The 15,685-nt window shown below is 64.5% G+C and carries 15 protein-coding genes and 3 tRNA genes; 6 read left to right on the top strand and 12 right to left on the bottom strand.

Going from position 1 to position 15,685, the window contains the following annotated elements:
- Positions 1-6: 6 nt before the first annotated feature.
- On the bottom strand, positions 7-1,302 hold the full coding sequence (locus L0963_RS07695) for an RsmB/NOP family class I SAM-dependent RNA methyltransferase (protein ID WP_186403256.1): 1,296 nt from the start codon (positions 1,300-1,302) through the stop codon (positions 7-9).
- A 55-nt stretch (positions 1,303-1,357) separates the two neighbouring features.
- Here L0963_RS07695 and L0963_RS07690 point away from each other — a divergent pair, with 55 nt between their 5' ends.
- A complete protein-coding gene (locus tag L0963_RS07690) occupies positions 1,358-1,567 on the top strand; it encodes a DUF1674 domain-containing protein (protein ID WP_234179034.1) in 210 nt (69 codons plus the stop codon).
- Positions 1,568-1,588: 21 nt separating this feature from the next.
- Here L0963_RS07690 and L0963_RS07685 read toward each other — a convergent pair whose 3' ends face one another.
- The 3 genes from L0963_RS07685 to L0963_RS07675 form a co-directional block, all read right to left on the bottom strand.
- Positions 1,589-2,143 carry a cytochrome b gene (locus tag L0963_RS07685; protein WP_003051454.1) on the bottom strand — a complete coding sequence of 185 codons (555 nt, stop codon included), beginning with the start codon at positions 2,141-2,143 and terminating at the stop codon, positions 1,589-1,591.
- Between the two features lie 12 nt (positions 2,144-2,155).
- Entirely contained in the window at positions 2,156-2,932 is a 777-nt protein-coding gene (locus tag L0963_RS07680) for a SapC family protein (protein WP_234179032.1), read from the bottom strand.
- 92 nt (positions 2,933-3,024) lie between these two features.
- A complete protein-coding gene (locus L0963_RS07675) occupies positions 3,025-4,467 on the bottom strand; it encodes an FAD-binding oxidoreductase (protein WP_234179031.1) in 1,443 nt (480 codons plus the stop codon).
- A 177-nt stretch (positions 4,468-4,644) separates the two neighbouring features.
- On the opposite strand from L0963_RS07675, the gene L0963_RS07670 reads away from it, so the two are divergent.
- Together L0963_RS07670 and L0963_RS07665 are read left to right on the top strand one after the other, a co-directional pair.
- Positions 4,645-5,175: a hypothetical protein gene (locus L0963_RS07670; RefSeq protein WP_186403260.1), complete on the top strand. Its 531-nt coding sequence runs from the start codon at positions 4,645-4,647 to the stop codon at positions 5,173-5,175.
- Between the two features lie 135 nt (positions 5,176-5,310).
- Positions 5,311-6,672 (top strand): DEAD/DEAH box helicase, encoded by a 1,362-nt coding sequence (locus tag L0963_RS07665; RefSeq protein ID WP_217373416.1) that lies wholly within the window; start codon positions 5,311-5,313, stop codon positions 6,670-6,672.
- 30 nt (positions 6,673-6,702) lie between these two features.
- On the opposite strand, the gene L0963_RS07660 is transcribed toward L0963_RS07665, so the two are convergent.
- Positions 6,703-7,719 (bottom strand): NADP-dependent oxidoreductase, encoded by a 1,017-nt coding sequence (locus L0963_RS07660; protein WP_082819950.1) that lies wholly within the window; start codon positions 7,717-7,719, stop codon positions 6,703-6,705.
- A gap of 91 nt (positions 7,720-7,810) precedes the next feature.
- Here L0963_RS07660 and L0963_RS07655 point away from each other — a divergent pair.
- Positions 7,811-7,886: transfer RNA gene (locus L0963_RS07655), tRNA-Ala, on the top strand.
- A gap of 23 nt (positions 7,887-7,909) precedes the next feature.
- On the opposite strand, the gene L0963_RS07650 is transcribed toward L0963_RS07655, so the two are convergent.
- The 5 genes from L0963_RS07650 to cpdR form a co-directional block, all read right to left on the bottom strand.
- Positions 7,910-8,962, bottom strand: coding sequence for an aspartyl/asparaginyl beta-hydroxylase domain-containing protein (locus tag L0963_RS07650; RefSeq protein WP_234179028.1), 1,053 nt, complete (start codon positions 8,960-8,962; stop codon positions 7,910-7,912).
- A complete protein-coding gene (locus L0963_RS07645; RefSeq protein ID WP_217373418.1) occupies positions 8,959-11,268 on the bottom strand; it encodes an ATP-dependent helicase in 2,310 nt (769 codons plus the stop codon). The genes L0963_RS07650 and L0963_RS07645 overlap by 4 nt, the downstream gene beginning before the upstream one ends.
- Before the next feature lie 13 nt (positions 11,269-11,281).
- Positions 11,282-12,172, bottom strand: a complete 891-nt coding sequence (locus tag L0963_RS07640) for a Rossmann-like and DUF2520 domain-containing protein (protein ID WP_234179026.1) — start codon at positions 12,170-12,172, stop codon at positions 11,282-11,284.
- A gap of 75 nt (positions 12,173-12,247) precedes the next feature.
- Positions 12,248-12,322: transfer RNA gene (locus tag L0963_RS07635), tRNA-Val, on the bottom strand.
- Positions 12,323-12,395: 73 nt separating this feature from the next.
- Positions 12,396-12,773 (bottom strand): cell cycle two-component system response regulator CpdR, encoded by a 378-nt coding sequence (gene cpdR / locus L0963_RS07630; protein WP_062764864.1) that lies wholly within the window; start codon positions 12,771-12,773, stop codon positions 12,396-12,398.
- A gap of 151 nt (positions 12,774-12,924) precedes the next feature.
- On the opposite strand from cpdR, the gene L0963_RS07625 reads away from it, so the two are divergent.
- Entirely contained in the window at positions 12,925-13,800 is an 876-nt protein-coding gene (locus L0963_RS07625) for an N-formylglutamate amidohydrolase (protein ID WP_234179024.1), read from the top strand.
- 181 nt (positions 13,801-13,981) lie between these two features.
- On the opposite strand, the gene L0963_RS07620 is transcribed toward L0963_RS07625, so the two are convergent.
- Positions 13,982-14,058, bottom strand: a tRNA-Pro gene (locus L0963_RS07620).
- Between the two features lie 106 nt (positions 14,059-14,164).
- The gene (locus L0963_RS07615) at positions 14,165-14,593 is read right to left on the bottom strand and encodes a JAB domain-containing protein (protein ID WP_234179022.1); all 429 of its coding nucleotides are present in this window, start codon (positions 14,591-14,593) and stop codon (positions 14,165-14,167) included.
- A 131-nt stretch (positions 14,594-14,724) separates the two neighbouring features.
- Between L0963_RS07615 and thyA the strand changes: the two genes are divergently transcribed.
- On the top strand, positions 14,725-15,660 hold the full coding sequence (gene thyA, locus L0963_RS07610; protein ID WP_003051489.1) for a thymidylate synthase: 936 nt from the start codon (positions 14,725-14,727) through the stop codon (positions 15,658-15,660).
- Positions 15,661-15,685 lie beyond the last annotated feature (25 nt).

Raw genomic sequence — 15,685 nt, 5'->3', positions numbered from 1 at the left:
CGCGGGTCAGGTTGACGGCGCGCGCAGCCGCGCAACGAAAAAGCCGTCGAGCCCGCCCACATTGGCCAGCATTCCCGGTAATGTGCGAACGCAGCCCATGGCATCCGGTGACACGCCCTGCGGCAATTCGTCAGGCCGTACGGGGGCGATCTGCCATGCCGGATGGGCGTCCAGAAACGCCTTGATCTGCTCCTCACCCTCGGCGCGCTCCAGCGAGCAGGTCGCATATACGAGCGACCCGCCCGGCTTGACCCAACCGGCGGCGCGCGCGAGCAACTCGCCTTGCAGCGCGGCAAGCTCGTCGATCTGCCGGTCTTCGATGCGGTGCAGCACATCGGGATGGCGGCGGAAAATGCCGGTTGCCGAACAGGGGGCGTCGAGCAGCACGGCATCGGCCTGTGCGTCCGGCTCCCAGCGCCGGATGTCGGCCTGAACGATCTCCGCGGTCTGCTGCGTCCGGCGCAGATTGTCGGTCAGTCGTTCGAGCCGGCGCGCGCTGGTGTCGACGGCCGTCACCGCCCAGCCCGCCGCGGCGAGCTGCATCGTCTTTCCGCCCGGCGCGGCGCACAAGTCGAACACCGACCGGCCATTGCCCTGACCAAGCAGACGGGCCGGGATGCTGGCGGCAAGATCCTGCACCCACCAGCCGCCATCGCGGAAGCCGGGCAGGTCTTCGACCGCGCTGCCCCGCGCCAGCCGATAATGGCGCGGCGCGAGCGATCGGGCTTCGGCCCATCCCGCGGCGTCGGGCTCGGCTGCAAAGCTCAGGTCGATCGGCGGCGGTGCGCTCCAGCCATGTTCGGCCGCGGCAACCGTCTCGGCGCCCCAGGCATCGTGCCAGCGCGCCGCCGTCGCGGGCGGCAGGCTCGCGCGCTCGGGTAGTTTCCACGCGTCTTGTTGTGCGCGCGACAGAAGCGCGTGAACCAGTCGCCGCGGCCCACCCGGTACGAGCGGCAGCGCGGTGGCAACCACCGCATGCGGCGGGCTGCCGAGCGCGAGCAATTGGGCGAGCGCGAGCCGCAGCACGGCGCGCGACTTCACGTCCTCGGGTAGCGGCTGGGGCGTTGCGCTATCTATCAGCGCGTCGATGTCGACCATCCAGCGCAGCGTTTCCGATGCGATGGCAATGGCGAAGGCCCGATCGGACGGCGGGAGGCCCTGCGTGGCGGCATGCGCCGCGATGTCGAGCGCTTCACCGCGGCGCAGCACTGCGTCGAGCAGGCGCAGCGCGGCGCGGCGTGGCGCGGTGCCGGCGGGCTCACTTTCGCCGCCTCGTGACCGGCGCCCGCGGCGCTCGGGCATTTTCCGTCGGCTATCATTGGCGTTCTTCATCACTACGTCCTATATCGGATTCATCATGGCGCACGACCCTCAATCCGACCACATCGGCGGCACGCCCCGCGCGACCAAGCGTCCGGGCGATGTCAGACCGCCCGCAAGCTGGACCAACGAACCGCTGCCCAAGCCGCAACCGATTGTCGAAGATGCCGCAGAGGCGCAGCCCGGCGGCCGCAACCCGGTACGCTATGGCGACTGGGAATTGAAGGGTCTGGCGATCGACTTCTGATCGACCGCCAAGCGGCATGGATCAGAAGGGGTTCATCCGGCCCATCAGCCGCGTGCGGTCGACATATTGATGCTTCAGCACCGCCAATATGTGGATGACGACGAGCACGAGCATGGTGATGCCCAGCAGTTCGTGTCGTTCGTGCAGCGTGTCGGCGAGCGCCTTTGACGGCGCGGCGATCGACGGAACGGTGAACAATCCGAAGAAGTCGATCGGCCGATCGGCGGCGGACATCCAGACCCAGCCCGACAGCGGCAGCAGGATCAGCAGCAGATAGAACAGGAAATGCAGGATCTTGCTGACCGGACGCTGCCATGCGGGCGTTCCGGCGGGCAGCGGCGGAGGCTTGTGCCCGAGGCGCCACAATATGCGCAGCGCGGTCAGCACGAGGATCGTTATCCCCAGCGCCTTGTGGATGTTCATCGCTTCGCGGTGCGCTTCGCGCGGCAGACCTTCGGTCAGCATCGCAAGACCGATATTGACGATGACCGAAAGGCCGATCAGCCAATGCAGCCATATGGCCACCTTCGTATAGCGCGGGTCGGCGGTCGATCCGGCATCGGCGAGGGTGGCCATATCGCGTTCTCCTTAGGCGACGGGGGCGTCCGTCATTGCCGGCACCTTGCCAGCTTTTACCTGTTCGGCAAAGATGTCGCGCATCAGCTGGAGCGAAAGCAGGTGCGCATAGATGAGCGGCAACGTGCCGTTCTGCATCAGCTTGCGCAGCACATCGCCGCGCAGTTCACGCAGCTTGTTTTCGTCGACCATCTGGAAACCGCGATAGACGAAGGGCTTGTCCGAACCGTCGGGCTGGATGGCGACTTCGCCGTCCATCAGCAGGTCGGCTTTCTTGAGTTCGTCGACCAACATGCCGGTGCGCTGTCCGGCCTCTTCGAAGTTGCGGCAGAAATCGAGTACGGCTTTGGTCTGCTCGCTCGGCTGGCCGTCAACGAACAGGGCGTCGCCCTCGTCGAACTTGCCGACCGCGCCAGAGGTCGGGTCGAAGCAGAGCGACAATTCTTCGCTGCCCGGGTTGAGGCGGGCGAGAAGGAAGGGGTAGCGGCGAATATAGGCCGGAACATAAACCGGATTCTTCAGCTTGCCTTCGTCGTCGACGAAGACGTTGACGCCTTCGTTGAGGCCCATGAGCGCCAGCGGAACCGGATTGTCGCCAGCCGAAAAGATGATCGGAAAGAAGCGGCAAGCCGAGGTGAATTCGTCGGCGGTCAGCGGAATCGCATGCTGGCCGACGAGAAACTTCGCTTCGGCGAGCGGGCGGGCACGGAAATCGGCATGGTCGACGCTCGAAAGCGGGACGATGTCGCCATAGAAAAGCGGCAGGTTGTTGGCGGGCGCAGTGGCCATGGTGAAACTCCGGATTGGCGCCCCCAAAGGGATCGAGGACGAAAGGAATAATCGCGCGCCTTATTGGCAGGCGCGGCGCGGCGCAAGGGGCGTTAGGCCAAGGGCGCCTTCTGGGCGACCAACTTGCCGGGATTGAATAGCCCCAGCGGATCGAGTCCGTCTTTGACCGCACGCAGCGCGGCGAGGCGGGCGGGGCTGTCGAGTTCGGCGAGCATCTCGCGCTTCATCTGCCCGATACCATGTTCGGCCGAGATCGAGCCGCCGAGTTCGAGAACGTGGGTGTAGACGATCCGGCTTGCGTCCTCGCCGTGCGCCGCGAGCCATGCACGCCCATCGACGCCGGCTGGTGGTTGAACATGATGGTGGACGTTTCCGTCGCCGAGATGGCCGAAGGACAATGCCCGCGTGCCCGGAAATGCGGCATCGAGGCGCGCGGGGTTTTCCGCAATGAACTGCGGCATCCGGTCGACGGGAACGCTGACGTCATGCTGGAGGGCGGGGCCTTCGGCGCGCTCGGCCTCCGAGATCGAATCGCGCAGGCGCCAGAATTGCTCGCTTTCGCTTCCGTTCTTGGCAATCGTGACGTCACGGATCAGCCCGTCTTCAAGCGCCTTTGCAAGCGATGATTCCAGCGCCTCGGTCAACGCATCGCCATCGTCACCGGCCAGCTCGACGAGCGCATACCAGGGATCGGAGGCAGCGAGCGGCGCGCGGGTCTGCGGAATATGGCGCAGCACCGCTTGCAGGCAGGCGTCGGGGATGAGTTCAAAGCCTTCGAGCGTGCGAACGAGCGCGGCGTCGAGCCGGCGCAGGAGGCGCAGCGCATCGTCGGGCGAAGCAAGGCCGATCCACGCGGTGCCGCGCGCGGCGGCGGCGGGGACGAGGCGCAGCGTCGCGGCGGTGACGACGCCGATCGTGCCCTCGGCGCCGCAGAACAGATGCCGCAGGTCATAGCCGCGATTATCCTTCTTGAGCGGGGCCAGCGCGTCGAGAAGCTCGCCGTCGGGCAGAACGGCCTCGACGCCTTCGACCAGCGCCCGCATCGTTCCGAACCGCAACACCTGCGTTCCGCCGGCATTGGTCGAAACCAGCCCGCCGACCGTCGCCGACCCCTTGCCGCCGAGGGTCAAGGGAAAGCGCAGTCCGTGCGCAAGGGCTGCGCCATGCAGGTGTTCTAGCACGACCCCCGCTTCGACGATCGCCAATCCGGCGGCGACGTCGATATCACGGATCCGGTTCATGCGCCGCAGGCTGAGCAGAAGCTGGTTGCCCGTCGCGTCGGGTGTTGCGCCGCCGACCATGCCGCTGTTTCCGCCTTGCGGGACGATGGCAACCTGCTCCGCGGCGCAGAGCCTGACGACTGCGGCGACCTCGTCACGATTGGCCGGGGAAAGCATGGCGGCCGCTTGGCCTCGATAACGGCCGCGCCAATCCGTGAGCCAGGGTGCCATATCATCGGGATCGCGGGTGAACCCCTTGGGGCCCAGCAGATCGGCGAGGCGGTTGAGCAGGTCGGCGGAGGGCGGTTGGGTCATGCAGGGCGTCTCGTTGGGGCGCGGGCGCGCAATAGGAGTCGACATCAATTCATTTGCTGTTCAATCATGGTCGTTAAAGGGTTGGCATATGAATTGCCACCTTGTGGGGCTTTGCAGCGAACGGGAGTATCGGGTGAACGCCATGGCCTGGCACAGTGATGCGGAGCGCGCGCATCCATGGTGACGGCGCTGGCCCTGCTGGTCGCGGCGGCTGCGCCCGCGTCGGACGTGCACATCGCGGCAACGTTGCCGCCGGTCGAGGCGTCGTTGCCCGCCATTGCCCCCCCTGATGCCGGCTTTTTCCAGGTGGTGATCGAGCAGCAGATCATCATCCGTGTTCCGGCACAGCGTAGTCCAATCAATAATTTCTCAGCCCCCGCGCCGCCGCCACCGCCCGTTCGTCCGCGCGAAGCGCAGGTGATCTGGAAGGAAAAGAAGGGGCCGCGCTGCGTCGCGATGAAGAACATCGTGCGGATGGAGGCGGTGCAGCGCGACAGCATCGACCTCATCACCCGCCAGAAGCAGTTGCTGCGTGCCCAGTTGAACCGCGGCTGCCGGGCGCTCGACTTCTATGCCGGCTTCTACATGAAGGGAAACAAGGACGGGCAGCTGTGCAAAGGCCGTGACGAAATCCATGCGCGGACCGGCGCAAAGTGCGAGGTAGACGAGTTTCGCTTGCTCGTCCCGGTGGCGCGCGACGACGACTGAGCGGGGCGGCGCGCGATTTTTCGGCCAGATCGGTCGGCTTTTCTTGACTTTTCACCGCCACTTCCCCTAGGGGCGCGGCAGCAACGGCTGGCGTGGGAAGCCGTGCTACAACATTTTTCCGGACATGATGACCTTATGAAATTTGCCGACATCGGCCTTTCCGACGAACTTTTGCGCGCTGTGACCGAAGCGGGCTATGACGAACCGACACCGATCCAGGCGGGCGCCATCCCTTCGGTTCTGATGATGCGCGACATTATCGGCATCGCGCAAACGGGCACCGGCAAGACCGCGTCCTTCGTGCTGCCGATGATCGACATTCTGGCGCATGGCCGCGCCCGCGCGCTGATGCCGCGCTCGCTGATCCTCGAACCGACGCGCGAACTTGCGGCGCAGGTGGCCGAGAATTTCGAAAAATACGGCAAATATCACAAGCTTTCGATGGCGTTGCTCATCGGCGGCGTCCAGATGGGCGATCAGATCAAGGCGCTCGAAAGGGGCGTCGATGTGCTGATCGCGACGCCCGGCCGCCTGATGGACCTGTTCGAGCGCGGCAAGATATTGCTCACCGGCTGCGACCTCCTCGTCATCGACGAGGCGGACCGGATGCTCGACATGGGATTCATTCCGGACATCGAGAATATCTGCACCAAGCTGCCGGCGAATCGCCAGACCTTGCTCTTTTCGGCGACGATGCCGCCGCCGATCAAGAAGCTCGCCGACAAATTCCTGTCCAATCCCAAGACGATCGAAGTCGCGCGGCCCGCGAGCACCAACGTCAATATTACCGAGTTCCTGGTCAAGACCAGCGAGCGCGGCAAGCGCGAAACGCTGCGCGGGCTGCTCGAGGAAGAGGATATCAGCACCGCGATCATCTTCTGCAATCGCAAGACGACCGTGCGTGAGCTCGCCAAATCGCTCCAACGCTACCGCTATCGCGCGGGCGAGATCCATGGCGACATGGATCAGTCGAGCCGCATTGCCGAACTCGATCGCTTCAAAAAGGGCGATATCAACATCCTCGTCGCGTCCGACGTCGCGGCCCGGGGTCTCGATGTGAAGGGCGTCAGCCACGTCTTCAACTTCGACGCGCCTTGGCATCCCGACGACTATGTCCACCGCATCGGACGTACCGGGCGGGCAGGGGCGAAGGGCCGGGCCTTCACGCTCGTCAGCCCGTCCGATGCGGAGGCGGTTGACAACATCCAGAAGCTGACCGGCCACAAGATCGATATCTTTGCGGGCGGCGAGCGTCAGGAACCCACCGAAGAGATTGAGGAAAAGCAACCGCCGCAAGCGAAGAAGAGCCGGCGCGGCGGTGCGAAACCGAAATCGAAGGACGATGCACCCCGCGCGGAATCCAAAAGCAGCGTATCCAGGCGCCCCGAACGCAAGACACCTGATGCGCCGCGCCAGAAGCCGGTTCGCGACGACGAACCCGACGACGGCTGGAACGGCCCGATGCCGGGCTTCCTTTCGGTCGGTTTCGGTAGCTAAAACCGGGCCCGGATCGGCGGTGCGTTCGCGTCAGACGCGGACGAGCATCTTTCCGATATTCGCGCCGGAAAACAAACCAAGGAACGCGTCGGGCGCCGCTTCGACCCCGTCGCGCACGGTTTCACGCATCGTCACCGCACCGCTCGCGATCAGCCCTGCCATGTCGGCGTAGAATTCTTCCATGCAGTCGAAGAACTGGTCGGTATAGATAAAGCCCTCCATGCGGATACGCGCCGGGATCGTCCGGATCAGGTTGCGCATTTCCTGGGGCTTTCCGTCATTATAGACGTCGATCATGCCGCAGATGGCAAAGCGGGCGAAATCATTGGCGAGTGCGAAGGCCGCGTCGAGATGATCTCCCCCGACATTGTCGAAATAGACGTCGATGCCACTTTTGCCGAGACCGTCCAGCGCTTCGGTGAGCGCGGGGACCAGCGGGCCCGCCTTGTAATCCACAACGGCATCGGCTCCCAGATCCTTGACCCAGCCGCATTTTTCTGCGCCGCCGGCGGAGCCGATAACCGTCATCTCGCGCGCTTTGGCGATCTGGACCACCGCCGAGCCAACGGCGCCTGCGGCGGCGGACACGAAAACCGTGTCGCCGGGCTTTGCCGCTGCAATGCGGAGAAGGCCGATCCACGCGGTGCCCCCGGTCAGCCCCATATTGTGGAGAAAGGTCTGGGGCGGCATGCCAGCGGCGAGCAGATCGGCAGGCAGCTTGGTGGGCGTCATCTCCAGCCCGATGGTTCCGCCGTCGCGCCAGCCGCCCATGTGCAGGATGATGTCGCCCGGCGCAAAGCCGTCCATTGCGCTTTCGACGACTTCGCCGATCGCTCCGCCGGTCATCGGCTGGTCTAGCTGGAAGGAGGCGGCGTAGCTTTTGGCATCGTTCATCCGGCCGCGCATATAGGGGTCGACCGACAGCCAGTGATTGCGCACGCGAAGCTGATCGGTTTCGAGCGGCAGATCGGGAAGCGCGTGCAGCGCAAAATCGTCGATCGTCGGCAATCCTTGCGGACGACGCACCAGATGCCATGCCTTCGCCATCGATCGTTCCCCCCAATTATCCGAAGATATTTCCTATCGTCAGAAAAGCCGTTGCCAGTGTCAACCAGTCCCGTTAAGAGCGCCCCGTCGCGGGGCCGTAGCTCAGATGGGAGAGCGCTGCAATCGCACTGCAGAGGTCAGGGGTTCGATTCCCCTCGGCTCCACCAGCGACATTCCTCGAATTTTTTGATCAGTGACCGTCATCATAGGCGTCGATGGCAGAAAACAGTATCGTGAGCTGCTCGCGTTCGTCGGTGTCGATGTCGGGACGCCATATCTCGAATAACAGCACTGTGCGGTCGCTGGTGCCGCGATTCCACGCTTCATGTTCAAAGCTGTCGTCGAAGATCATCAATTCACCTTCGCGCCATGCGCGCGTTTCGGCGCCGACGCGGATGCCGCAGCCATCGGGCACTACGAGTGGCAGATGGCAAATAAGCCGAGTATTAAGCAGCCCGTGATGTGGCGCAATGTGGGTTCCGGGTTTGAGACGGGAAAACAACGCTATGGGTGCACGTCCCGGGATCACTGGCTGCGGGGCGAGCGCCAGCGTTGCGAGAGTTTGCGGGCACAAGCGATCCATGCCGCTTGCAATCTCGCCACTTTGCCACAGCCAAGCCGCTCCCCAGTCCGGCTTGTCCAGCAATGGATTGTTGGGCGGAGGTCGATCGGGGTTGGCCGCGACATAGGGCGAAAAATGTTCGCCCGGATCGTTCAACAAGGCTTGCAGTTCGTCGCGGATGGCGGCGGTGGCGGTCTCCACTTCGGAAACCCAGTCAAATTCCGACCGATCAAAAAATGCCCGCTGCGCAAGGCCGGGAAAGTAGAACATATTAGGCTGCTGCTGATACAGCGGTTGTTCGCCCGATAATAGCCGCAGAGCCTCAGCTACACGCGGGGTCGCGGTGCGTTGGTCGAGTCCGGCTGCGCGAAGGCGGCTGAACAGGTGGTCGGCCAGAACATTGTCGACATCGGACAAATATTGCTCCGCTCTTTGCAACGAAGGGTGCAGCGCAGGATGCACGTCCCGAGCCTGGGCCGCGGTTGCCAGCGCCAAGCGGTAGAAGCTGCTGGCGGCACGCTCGTCATTGAGCCGACGCTTGAGTTCCGCCATCGCGATCAGCGCCGCGATGTTGGTCCGATCCGCTCGAATGAGCGCGTCGAGCGCCGCTGCTTCGGCGGCTGAATCGCCCCTGCCATGGGCTTCGTGTGCTTTGCGCAGCCATTCATCCTTGGTTGTCATGCCGCCCTCACAAAGCCGTCGAGCACCCGCTTTGCGCCCGCCTGCTCGAATTCGACCTCCAGCTTGTTGCCGTCGATGTCGATGATTTCGCCATAGCCGAATTTTTCGTGGAACACGCGCATACCGATGGCGAGGTCGGCGCGCGGCTTGGCTCCCACCGATGCGGCGGGCGCTCGCTCGGATGGCGCGGGCGCGCGGGTGACGGTCGATGATTGGGCGACCGCGCGCTGCCATGCCGGGCCGCGCGTCATGGTGCGGGCGGGCTGGCGTTCGGCAACATGCGCAAAAGGATCGCCCTGCGCCGCCCAGTTGGCCCGCCAAAGGCTCTGGCCACCACCGAAGCTGTTCTCGCTCGCCACATGCTCGGGCGGGATTTCGCCGATGAAGCGGCTCGGGATGCTGCTCATCCACTGGCCGTAGATGCGCCGGTTCGCGGCATGATAGATGCTGGCGCGCTGACGGGCGCGGGTGATCGCGACATAGGCCAGTCGGCGCTCTTCCTCCAAGCTCGCCGTCCCGCCCTCATCCATCGCGCGTTGCGACGGAAAGACCCCGTCCTCCCATCCGGCGAGGAAGACATGATCGAATTCGAGGCCCTTGGCGGCATGGATCGTCATGATCGTCACCGTTTCGGTCTGGTCGTCATTGTCGCGGTCCATCACCAGGCTGACATGCTCGAGGAAGGCTTCGAGCGAGTCATATTCTTCCATCGCGCGAACGAGTTCGGAGAGGTTTTCAAGCCGTCCCGCCGCCTCGGCGCTGCGATCGGCCTGCAGCATCGCGGTATAGCCCGATTCATCGAGGATGAGCTGCGTCAGCTCGGGATGCGACAGCTCGCCCGCCTTCGATTGCCAGCCGCGCATCATCGCAACGAAATTGGCGAGCTGGCGCCGCGCCTGCGGAGTCAGCTCGTCGGTTTCGGTGATCCGTGACGCCGCATGAAACAGCGGGGTCCGGTCGATCCGCGCGAACTGGTGGATCCGCGCCACCGCCTTGTCGCCCAATCCGCGCTTCGGGACATTGACAATCCGCTCGAACGCCAGATCGTCGGCTGGCGACTGGACGAGGCGCAAATAGGCGAGCGCATCGCGAATTTCGGCGCGCTCATAGAAGCGGAAGCCGCCGACGATGCGATAGGGCATGCCGATCGCGATGAAGCGATCCTCGAATTCGCGGGTCTGGAACTGTGCGCGGACGAGGATGGCGGCGCGGTCAAGTGAAACCCGCCGGCGTTGCAAATCTTCCAGTTCCTCGCCGATCCGCCGCGCTTCCTCGGGGCCGTCCCACACGCCGACGACGCGCACCTTGTCGCCCGCATCGAGTTCGGTCCACAGCGTCTTGCCGAGGCGGTCGCTGTTCTGCGCAATCAGCGCCGACGCGGCCGCCAATATCTGCGGGGTCGATCGGTAATTCTGCTCGAGCCGGATTACCGTCGCGCCGGGAAAGTCCTTTTCGAAGCGCAGGATGTTCGCGACCTCGGCGCCGCGCCACGAATAGATCGACTGGTCGTCGTCGCCGACGCAGCAGATATTCTTGCGCGCCTGCGCCAGCAGCCGCAGCCAGAGATACTGGCTGGCGTTGGTATCCTGATATTCATCGACGAGGATATATTTGAAGCGCTGCTGATAATGTTCGAGCACATCGCGGTGATTTTTCAGGATCACCAGCATGTGCAGCAGCAGGTCGCCGAAATCGCAGGCGTTGAGCGTCTTCAGCCGCGCCTGATACAGCGCATAGAAATGGCCGCCCTTGCCGTCGGCATAGGCTTCCTTGTCACCCGCATCGAGGTCGGGCGGCGTCAGGCCGCGGTTCTTCCACTTGTCGATCAGCGCCGCGAGCTGGCGCGCCGGCCAGCGCTTTTCATCGAGTCCCTCGGTCTGGATGATCTGCTTGAGCACGCGAAGCTGGTCGTCGGTGTCGAGGATGGTGAAATTGCTTTGCAGGCCGACGAGTTCGGCGTGACGGCGCAGCATTTTCGCGCAGATGCTGTGAAAAGTGCCCAGCCAGGGCATGCCCTCGACCGCGTCGCCGATCATCCGCCCGATGCGTTCGCGCATCTCGCGCGCTGCCCTGTTGGTGAAGGTGACGGCCAGGATTTCCGACGGCCAGGCGCGCCGCGTCGCGATGATATGCGCCAGCCGTGCCGTCAGTGCGGCGGTCTTGCCCGTGCCGGCCCCGGCGAGCATCAGCACTGGACCTTCGGTGGTGAGAACGGCCTGCCGCTGCGGGCCGTTCAGGCCCTGCAGATAGGGCGGATCCGACGGCGAGGGCGGCGGCAATTCGGGGAGGGATGAGGGGGTATCCATTATGCGCGAACGATTAGGGAACAGCGCCGCTGCTGTCCAGTGCGCGGCGCAGCGCTGCGTCGGGCCGGGCGCCCTCGTGTTCGAGCCGGTCTATCGTGGCAACCGCCATCGCCCGATATGCGGCGACAAGGTCGGGATCATGCGCGGCAAGCGCCGCAACATGATCACGGATCGTCTGAACGTCGCCACGCAGCAACGGTCCCGAAAGGGCACCGAACCCGCGGTCGAGGCTGTTGTCCAGAGCAGCCTGCACCAGCGGCGCGAGCAGCGCGCGCGGCGCGGCGACTCCCGCGCGTTCAAGAGCCTGCGCGGCATCGGCAATCAGCGTCACGAGATGGTTCGACGCGTGGCAGAGCGCCGCGTGATAAAGCGCGCGGCGCTCTTCGGGAATTTCGACCGCAACACCGCCGAGCAGGCCGACGACCCGCCTGGCTTGCACGGCTGCGTCGACGCTTGAGCCGGTGATCGCAAAGCGCGCGCGCGCCATCCGCGCGACTTCACCCGGCGGGTTGCCCGTGAAGGTCATCGCCGGATGGATAGCGGCCGTCAGCCAGCCCGCATCGCGCAGCGGCGCCAGAGGCGCGGCTCCGCTACGGCCGCTGACTTGGAAAACGAAAGGCGAGGACGGCGTCTTGGATGCTTCGGCCGCCAACGTGGCCACGATACCGGAAAGGGCGTCATCGGCAACGGCGATCGCAATCGCATCGCATGTTTGGACGAGTGCCCCAAGGTTGGGGGTGGTTTCGATGCCATCGACTTGCCGCTCCGCTTCGGCCAGTTGTTCGGGCGAACGTCCCCATAGCAAGGGCGGTTTGTGCGACGCGGGCTTCAATCCGAGCGCCAAGGCGCGCGCTACGCGGCCCGATCCTACGATTCCGATCCGCCGAAATATGTCGATGTTCATGATGTCTGCGATACGGCAGATCATGGTCTGCCGCCACCCGGCGACGGGATCAGGGCTAATCGAAAGGGAGGAAAATGGTGGGCGTGGCAAGGATTGAACTTGCGACCCCTGCGATGTCAACACAGTGCTCTACCACTGAGCTACACGCCCACACGTTTTGGGGTGACGCGCGCCTTAAAGGCCTCGGCGCAGGCTGGCAAGCCCTTCGCGCGCAAAGTTGAAATTATTGTTGGTTGCTGCGATCGGCGCGGCCGAAAAGCATATCGACCTCGCGCACCAGATCCTTGAGGTGAAAGGGCTTGGACAGCAGCTTGGCTTGCGGGACATTCTCTTCGGCGCGCAGCGATACCGCCGCGAATCCGGTGATGAACATCACCTGCGTTTGCGGCGCCGCCTTTGCGGTGTGCTGCGCCAGCTCGATACCATCCATTTCGGGCATCACGATGTCGGAGAGGAGCAGGTCGAATGTGCCCGAATCGATATAGGGGACCGCTTCGGTCCCGCGGTCGACCGCGGTCACATGATAACCCGCGCTGGTCAGCGCCCGCGCCAGATATTCGCGCATCACATCATCATCTTCGGCGAGCAAGATGCGGATCATCGTAAAATTCTGCCCCTGTCTTCCGGCTGCGCCCGACCGTGTAATCGCGCGTACCGCACCCCTCGAATGAAACTGTGTCATAGCGGGAGAGATTTAACAAATTCCCGCGCCGCTGGATTCGTCGGCGCTTTTTTGCCACCCTCTCATATCGATGCCCCACCGCACCCTTCCGCCCGCCGCAATCGCGGTCCAACGTCCCGACGCGCCAGGCTCCGTCGTCGTGTCGATCCCGCATGCCGGGCGCCTCTATCCGCCTGAAATACTTGCAGCGGCGCGCGTGCCGATCGCCGATCTCGAGCGGCTGGAGGATCGCTGGTGCGATGTCATCGCGGCGGGTGCGGTCGAGGCCGGCGCGACAGTGGTGCAGGCGCTGTGGGCGCGCGCTGTCGCCGATTGCAATCGCGGCGAGGGGCAGATGGCGCCCGCCGAGGTCGCAGTGCCGCTTCGCGCACAATTTTCGGCGCCGGGCCGCAAGGAGCGCGCCGGGCTGGGCGTCGTGCCGACGCGGCTCGCCGACTGCGGTACATTGTGGAAACGTCCGATCGACCGGGCCGCGCTGCACTGGCGTCTCGAATCGCTGCATCGGCCCTATCATGCAGCAATTGCCGAAGAACTCGCTGCGGCGCGTGATCGCTTCGGCCACGCCATTCTGATCGACCTGCACAGCATGCCTTCGATTCCGTCCGGACAGCCAGGTCATGGGGCGCGCATCGTGATCGGCGATCGCTTCGGCACGTCCGCGGGCGAGTGGCTGTCCGACCTGCTTCTCGACAGTGCCGCACGGCTCGGCGTCGCCGTGACGCGCAACCAGCCCTATGCGGGTGGGCATATCGTGCGGACGCACGGGCGACCGCTGGCGGGCGTCCACGCGGTTCAGATCGAAATCGACCGGAGCCTCTATCTGCACCCCGACAAGAGCGTCGATGCGGCCCGTTCGGGCGCCCTTGCACGCTGGTTCGCCGGCCTGATCGATGCGGCGGGGCAGATGCGTCCCGATGGCGACATGCTGCCGCTGGCCGCCGAATAAAAAACCACCTCGTACCGGAGTACGAGGTGGCCAGGGTCCAGGGAGGACGCACCCACGTCCGCTAGGACGAGGCGCTCGCCGCGATGGAAAGGGGGAAAACCATGGCGGCGTAGGATCAATTTAGGATGGGTCGCGACACGTTACAAGACGCGTCTGTGCAAAATCTGCAGCAATGCGAAACTGGTCGGGGAGAGAGGATTCGAACCTCCGGCCCCTGCCTCCCGAAGACAGTGCTCTACCAGGCTGAGCTACTCCCCGACCGATCTCTGGCGCCGGCGGACCGGCGCGAGGGCAGGGCGGTCCTCTAGACGCGCCTTTTCGGAACTTCAAGCGTCAATCGGCAGCTTTGGCGATATTCGCCGATTTAGAGCAATTGCGCGCGGCGAAAGCTGAAATGACCATGATCGACGAAGATCAGATGATCGGTCAAATCGACGGCGATTCGGCGGAGAAAATCTATTGCCTCGCCGGTTGCGGCCAGATCGGCTTCGCTCGGGTAGGCGCAGCCCGATGGATGATTATGCGCCATTAGCACGGTTGCGGCGCCCCGGCCGATCAGCCGGTGCCAGCAAGCGGGGGCGATCGTGCAGCGGCCGTCGATACCGCCTTCGCAGCATTCGATCCGCATCAGGCGCCCGAAACCGTCGAATCCGGCCAGGATCAACCGCTCGCGGTCAGCGGGGAACTCGGCGCGCAGCAGATCCCGGGCCACCGCGTCCTCCGCGTCGCGATCGACGAAGCCGCTCAGCGTCGTGCCATCGAAGGGGCGGGCAGGTGGGAAAGCGAGCGCCATCACCGAAATCTGCGCCCCGTGCCCGCGCGCGCCAAGCCGGGACTGGGCCGAAACGGTGCGAGGTCGGGCGGGGCGCTTGCGGGCCGCGTCGCTGCCGCCTAGCAAAGAGGCCGCAATGCCGGGAGCGAGTCTTGTCCGAATCCATCCATTATGAACTTCAATATCTCGACTTGATGCGTCGGATATGGACCGAAGGCGACGAACGCGTCGACCGCACCGGGGTCGGGACGCGCTCGCTGTTCGGCGAAACGATGCGCTTTTCGCTGCGCGACGATGCCATTCCCTTGCTCACAACCAAGCGCGTGTACTGGAAAACGGCGCTGCGCGAGCTGTTGTGGTTCCTGACCGGCGACACCAATATCCGACCGCTCGTTGCGCAGGGCGTCCGCATATGGACCGACTGGCCGCTCGAGAAATATCGCCGCGCGACGGGCGAGCAGATCGACGCCGAAGCGTTCGAGGCGCGGATCGTCGCCGATCCTGATTTCGCGGCGGCGTGGGGCGATCTGGGGCCGGTCTATGGTCATCAGTGGGTCAATTGGCCGCGCTATGAGCCGGCGGGCGAGGGGCTGTTCCGCCGCGCGGAACAGGGGCACAACCAGATCGCCGCGCTGATCGACTCGCTCCGCAACAACCCCGGATCGCGCCGGCATATCTTCACCGGCTGGAATGTCGCCGATCTCGACCGCATGGCGCTGCCGCCCTGTCACATGACCTATCAGTTTCATGTGCGGAGCGACGGCGGACTGTCGTGCCTTCTGTTCCAGCGGTCGTGCGACCTGGGCCTGGGTTTTGCCTTCAACATATTCGAAGCCGCGCTTCTGACGCGGATGGTTGCGGCGCAATGCGGCCTTCATGCCCATGAACTGGTGTGGACCGGCGGCGACGTCCATCTTTACCTCAATCACGCAGAGCTTGTGGAGCAGCAGCTTCGGCGCGTTCCATCGGGCGCACCGCGATTGCGCATCCTTCGGCAGGCTTCGAGCATTTTCGATTATGCGTTCGACGATTTCGCGGTCGAGAATTACGCCCCGCAGGCGCACATTTCCGCGCCCGTCGCGGTCTGAGAGGCCGACATTGCATTGCTATGCA

Source organism: Sphingopyxis sp. NFH-91 (assembly GCF_021401285.1).
Taxonomy (GTDB): Bacteria; Pseudomonadota; Alphaproteobacteria; order Sphingomonadales; family Sphingomonadaceae; genus Sphingopyxis; species Sphingopyxis terrae_A.
The sequence above is the reverse complement of the archived record's forward strand: the minus strand, read 5'-3'. Positions and strand labels throughout refer to the sequence as shown.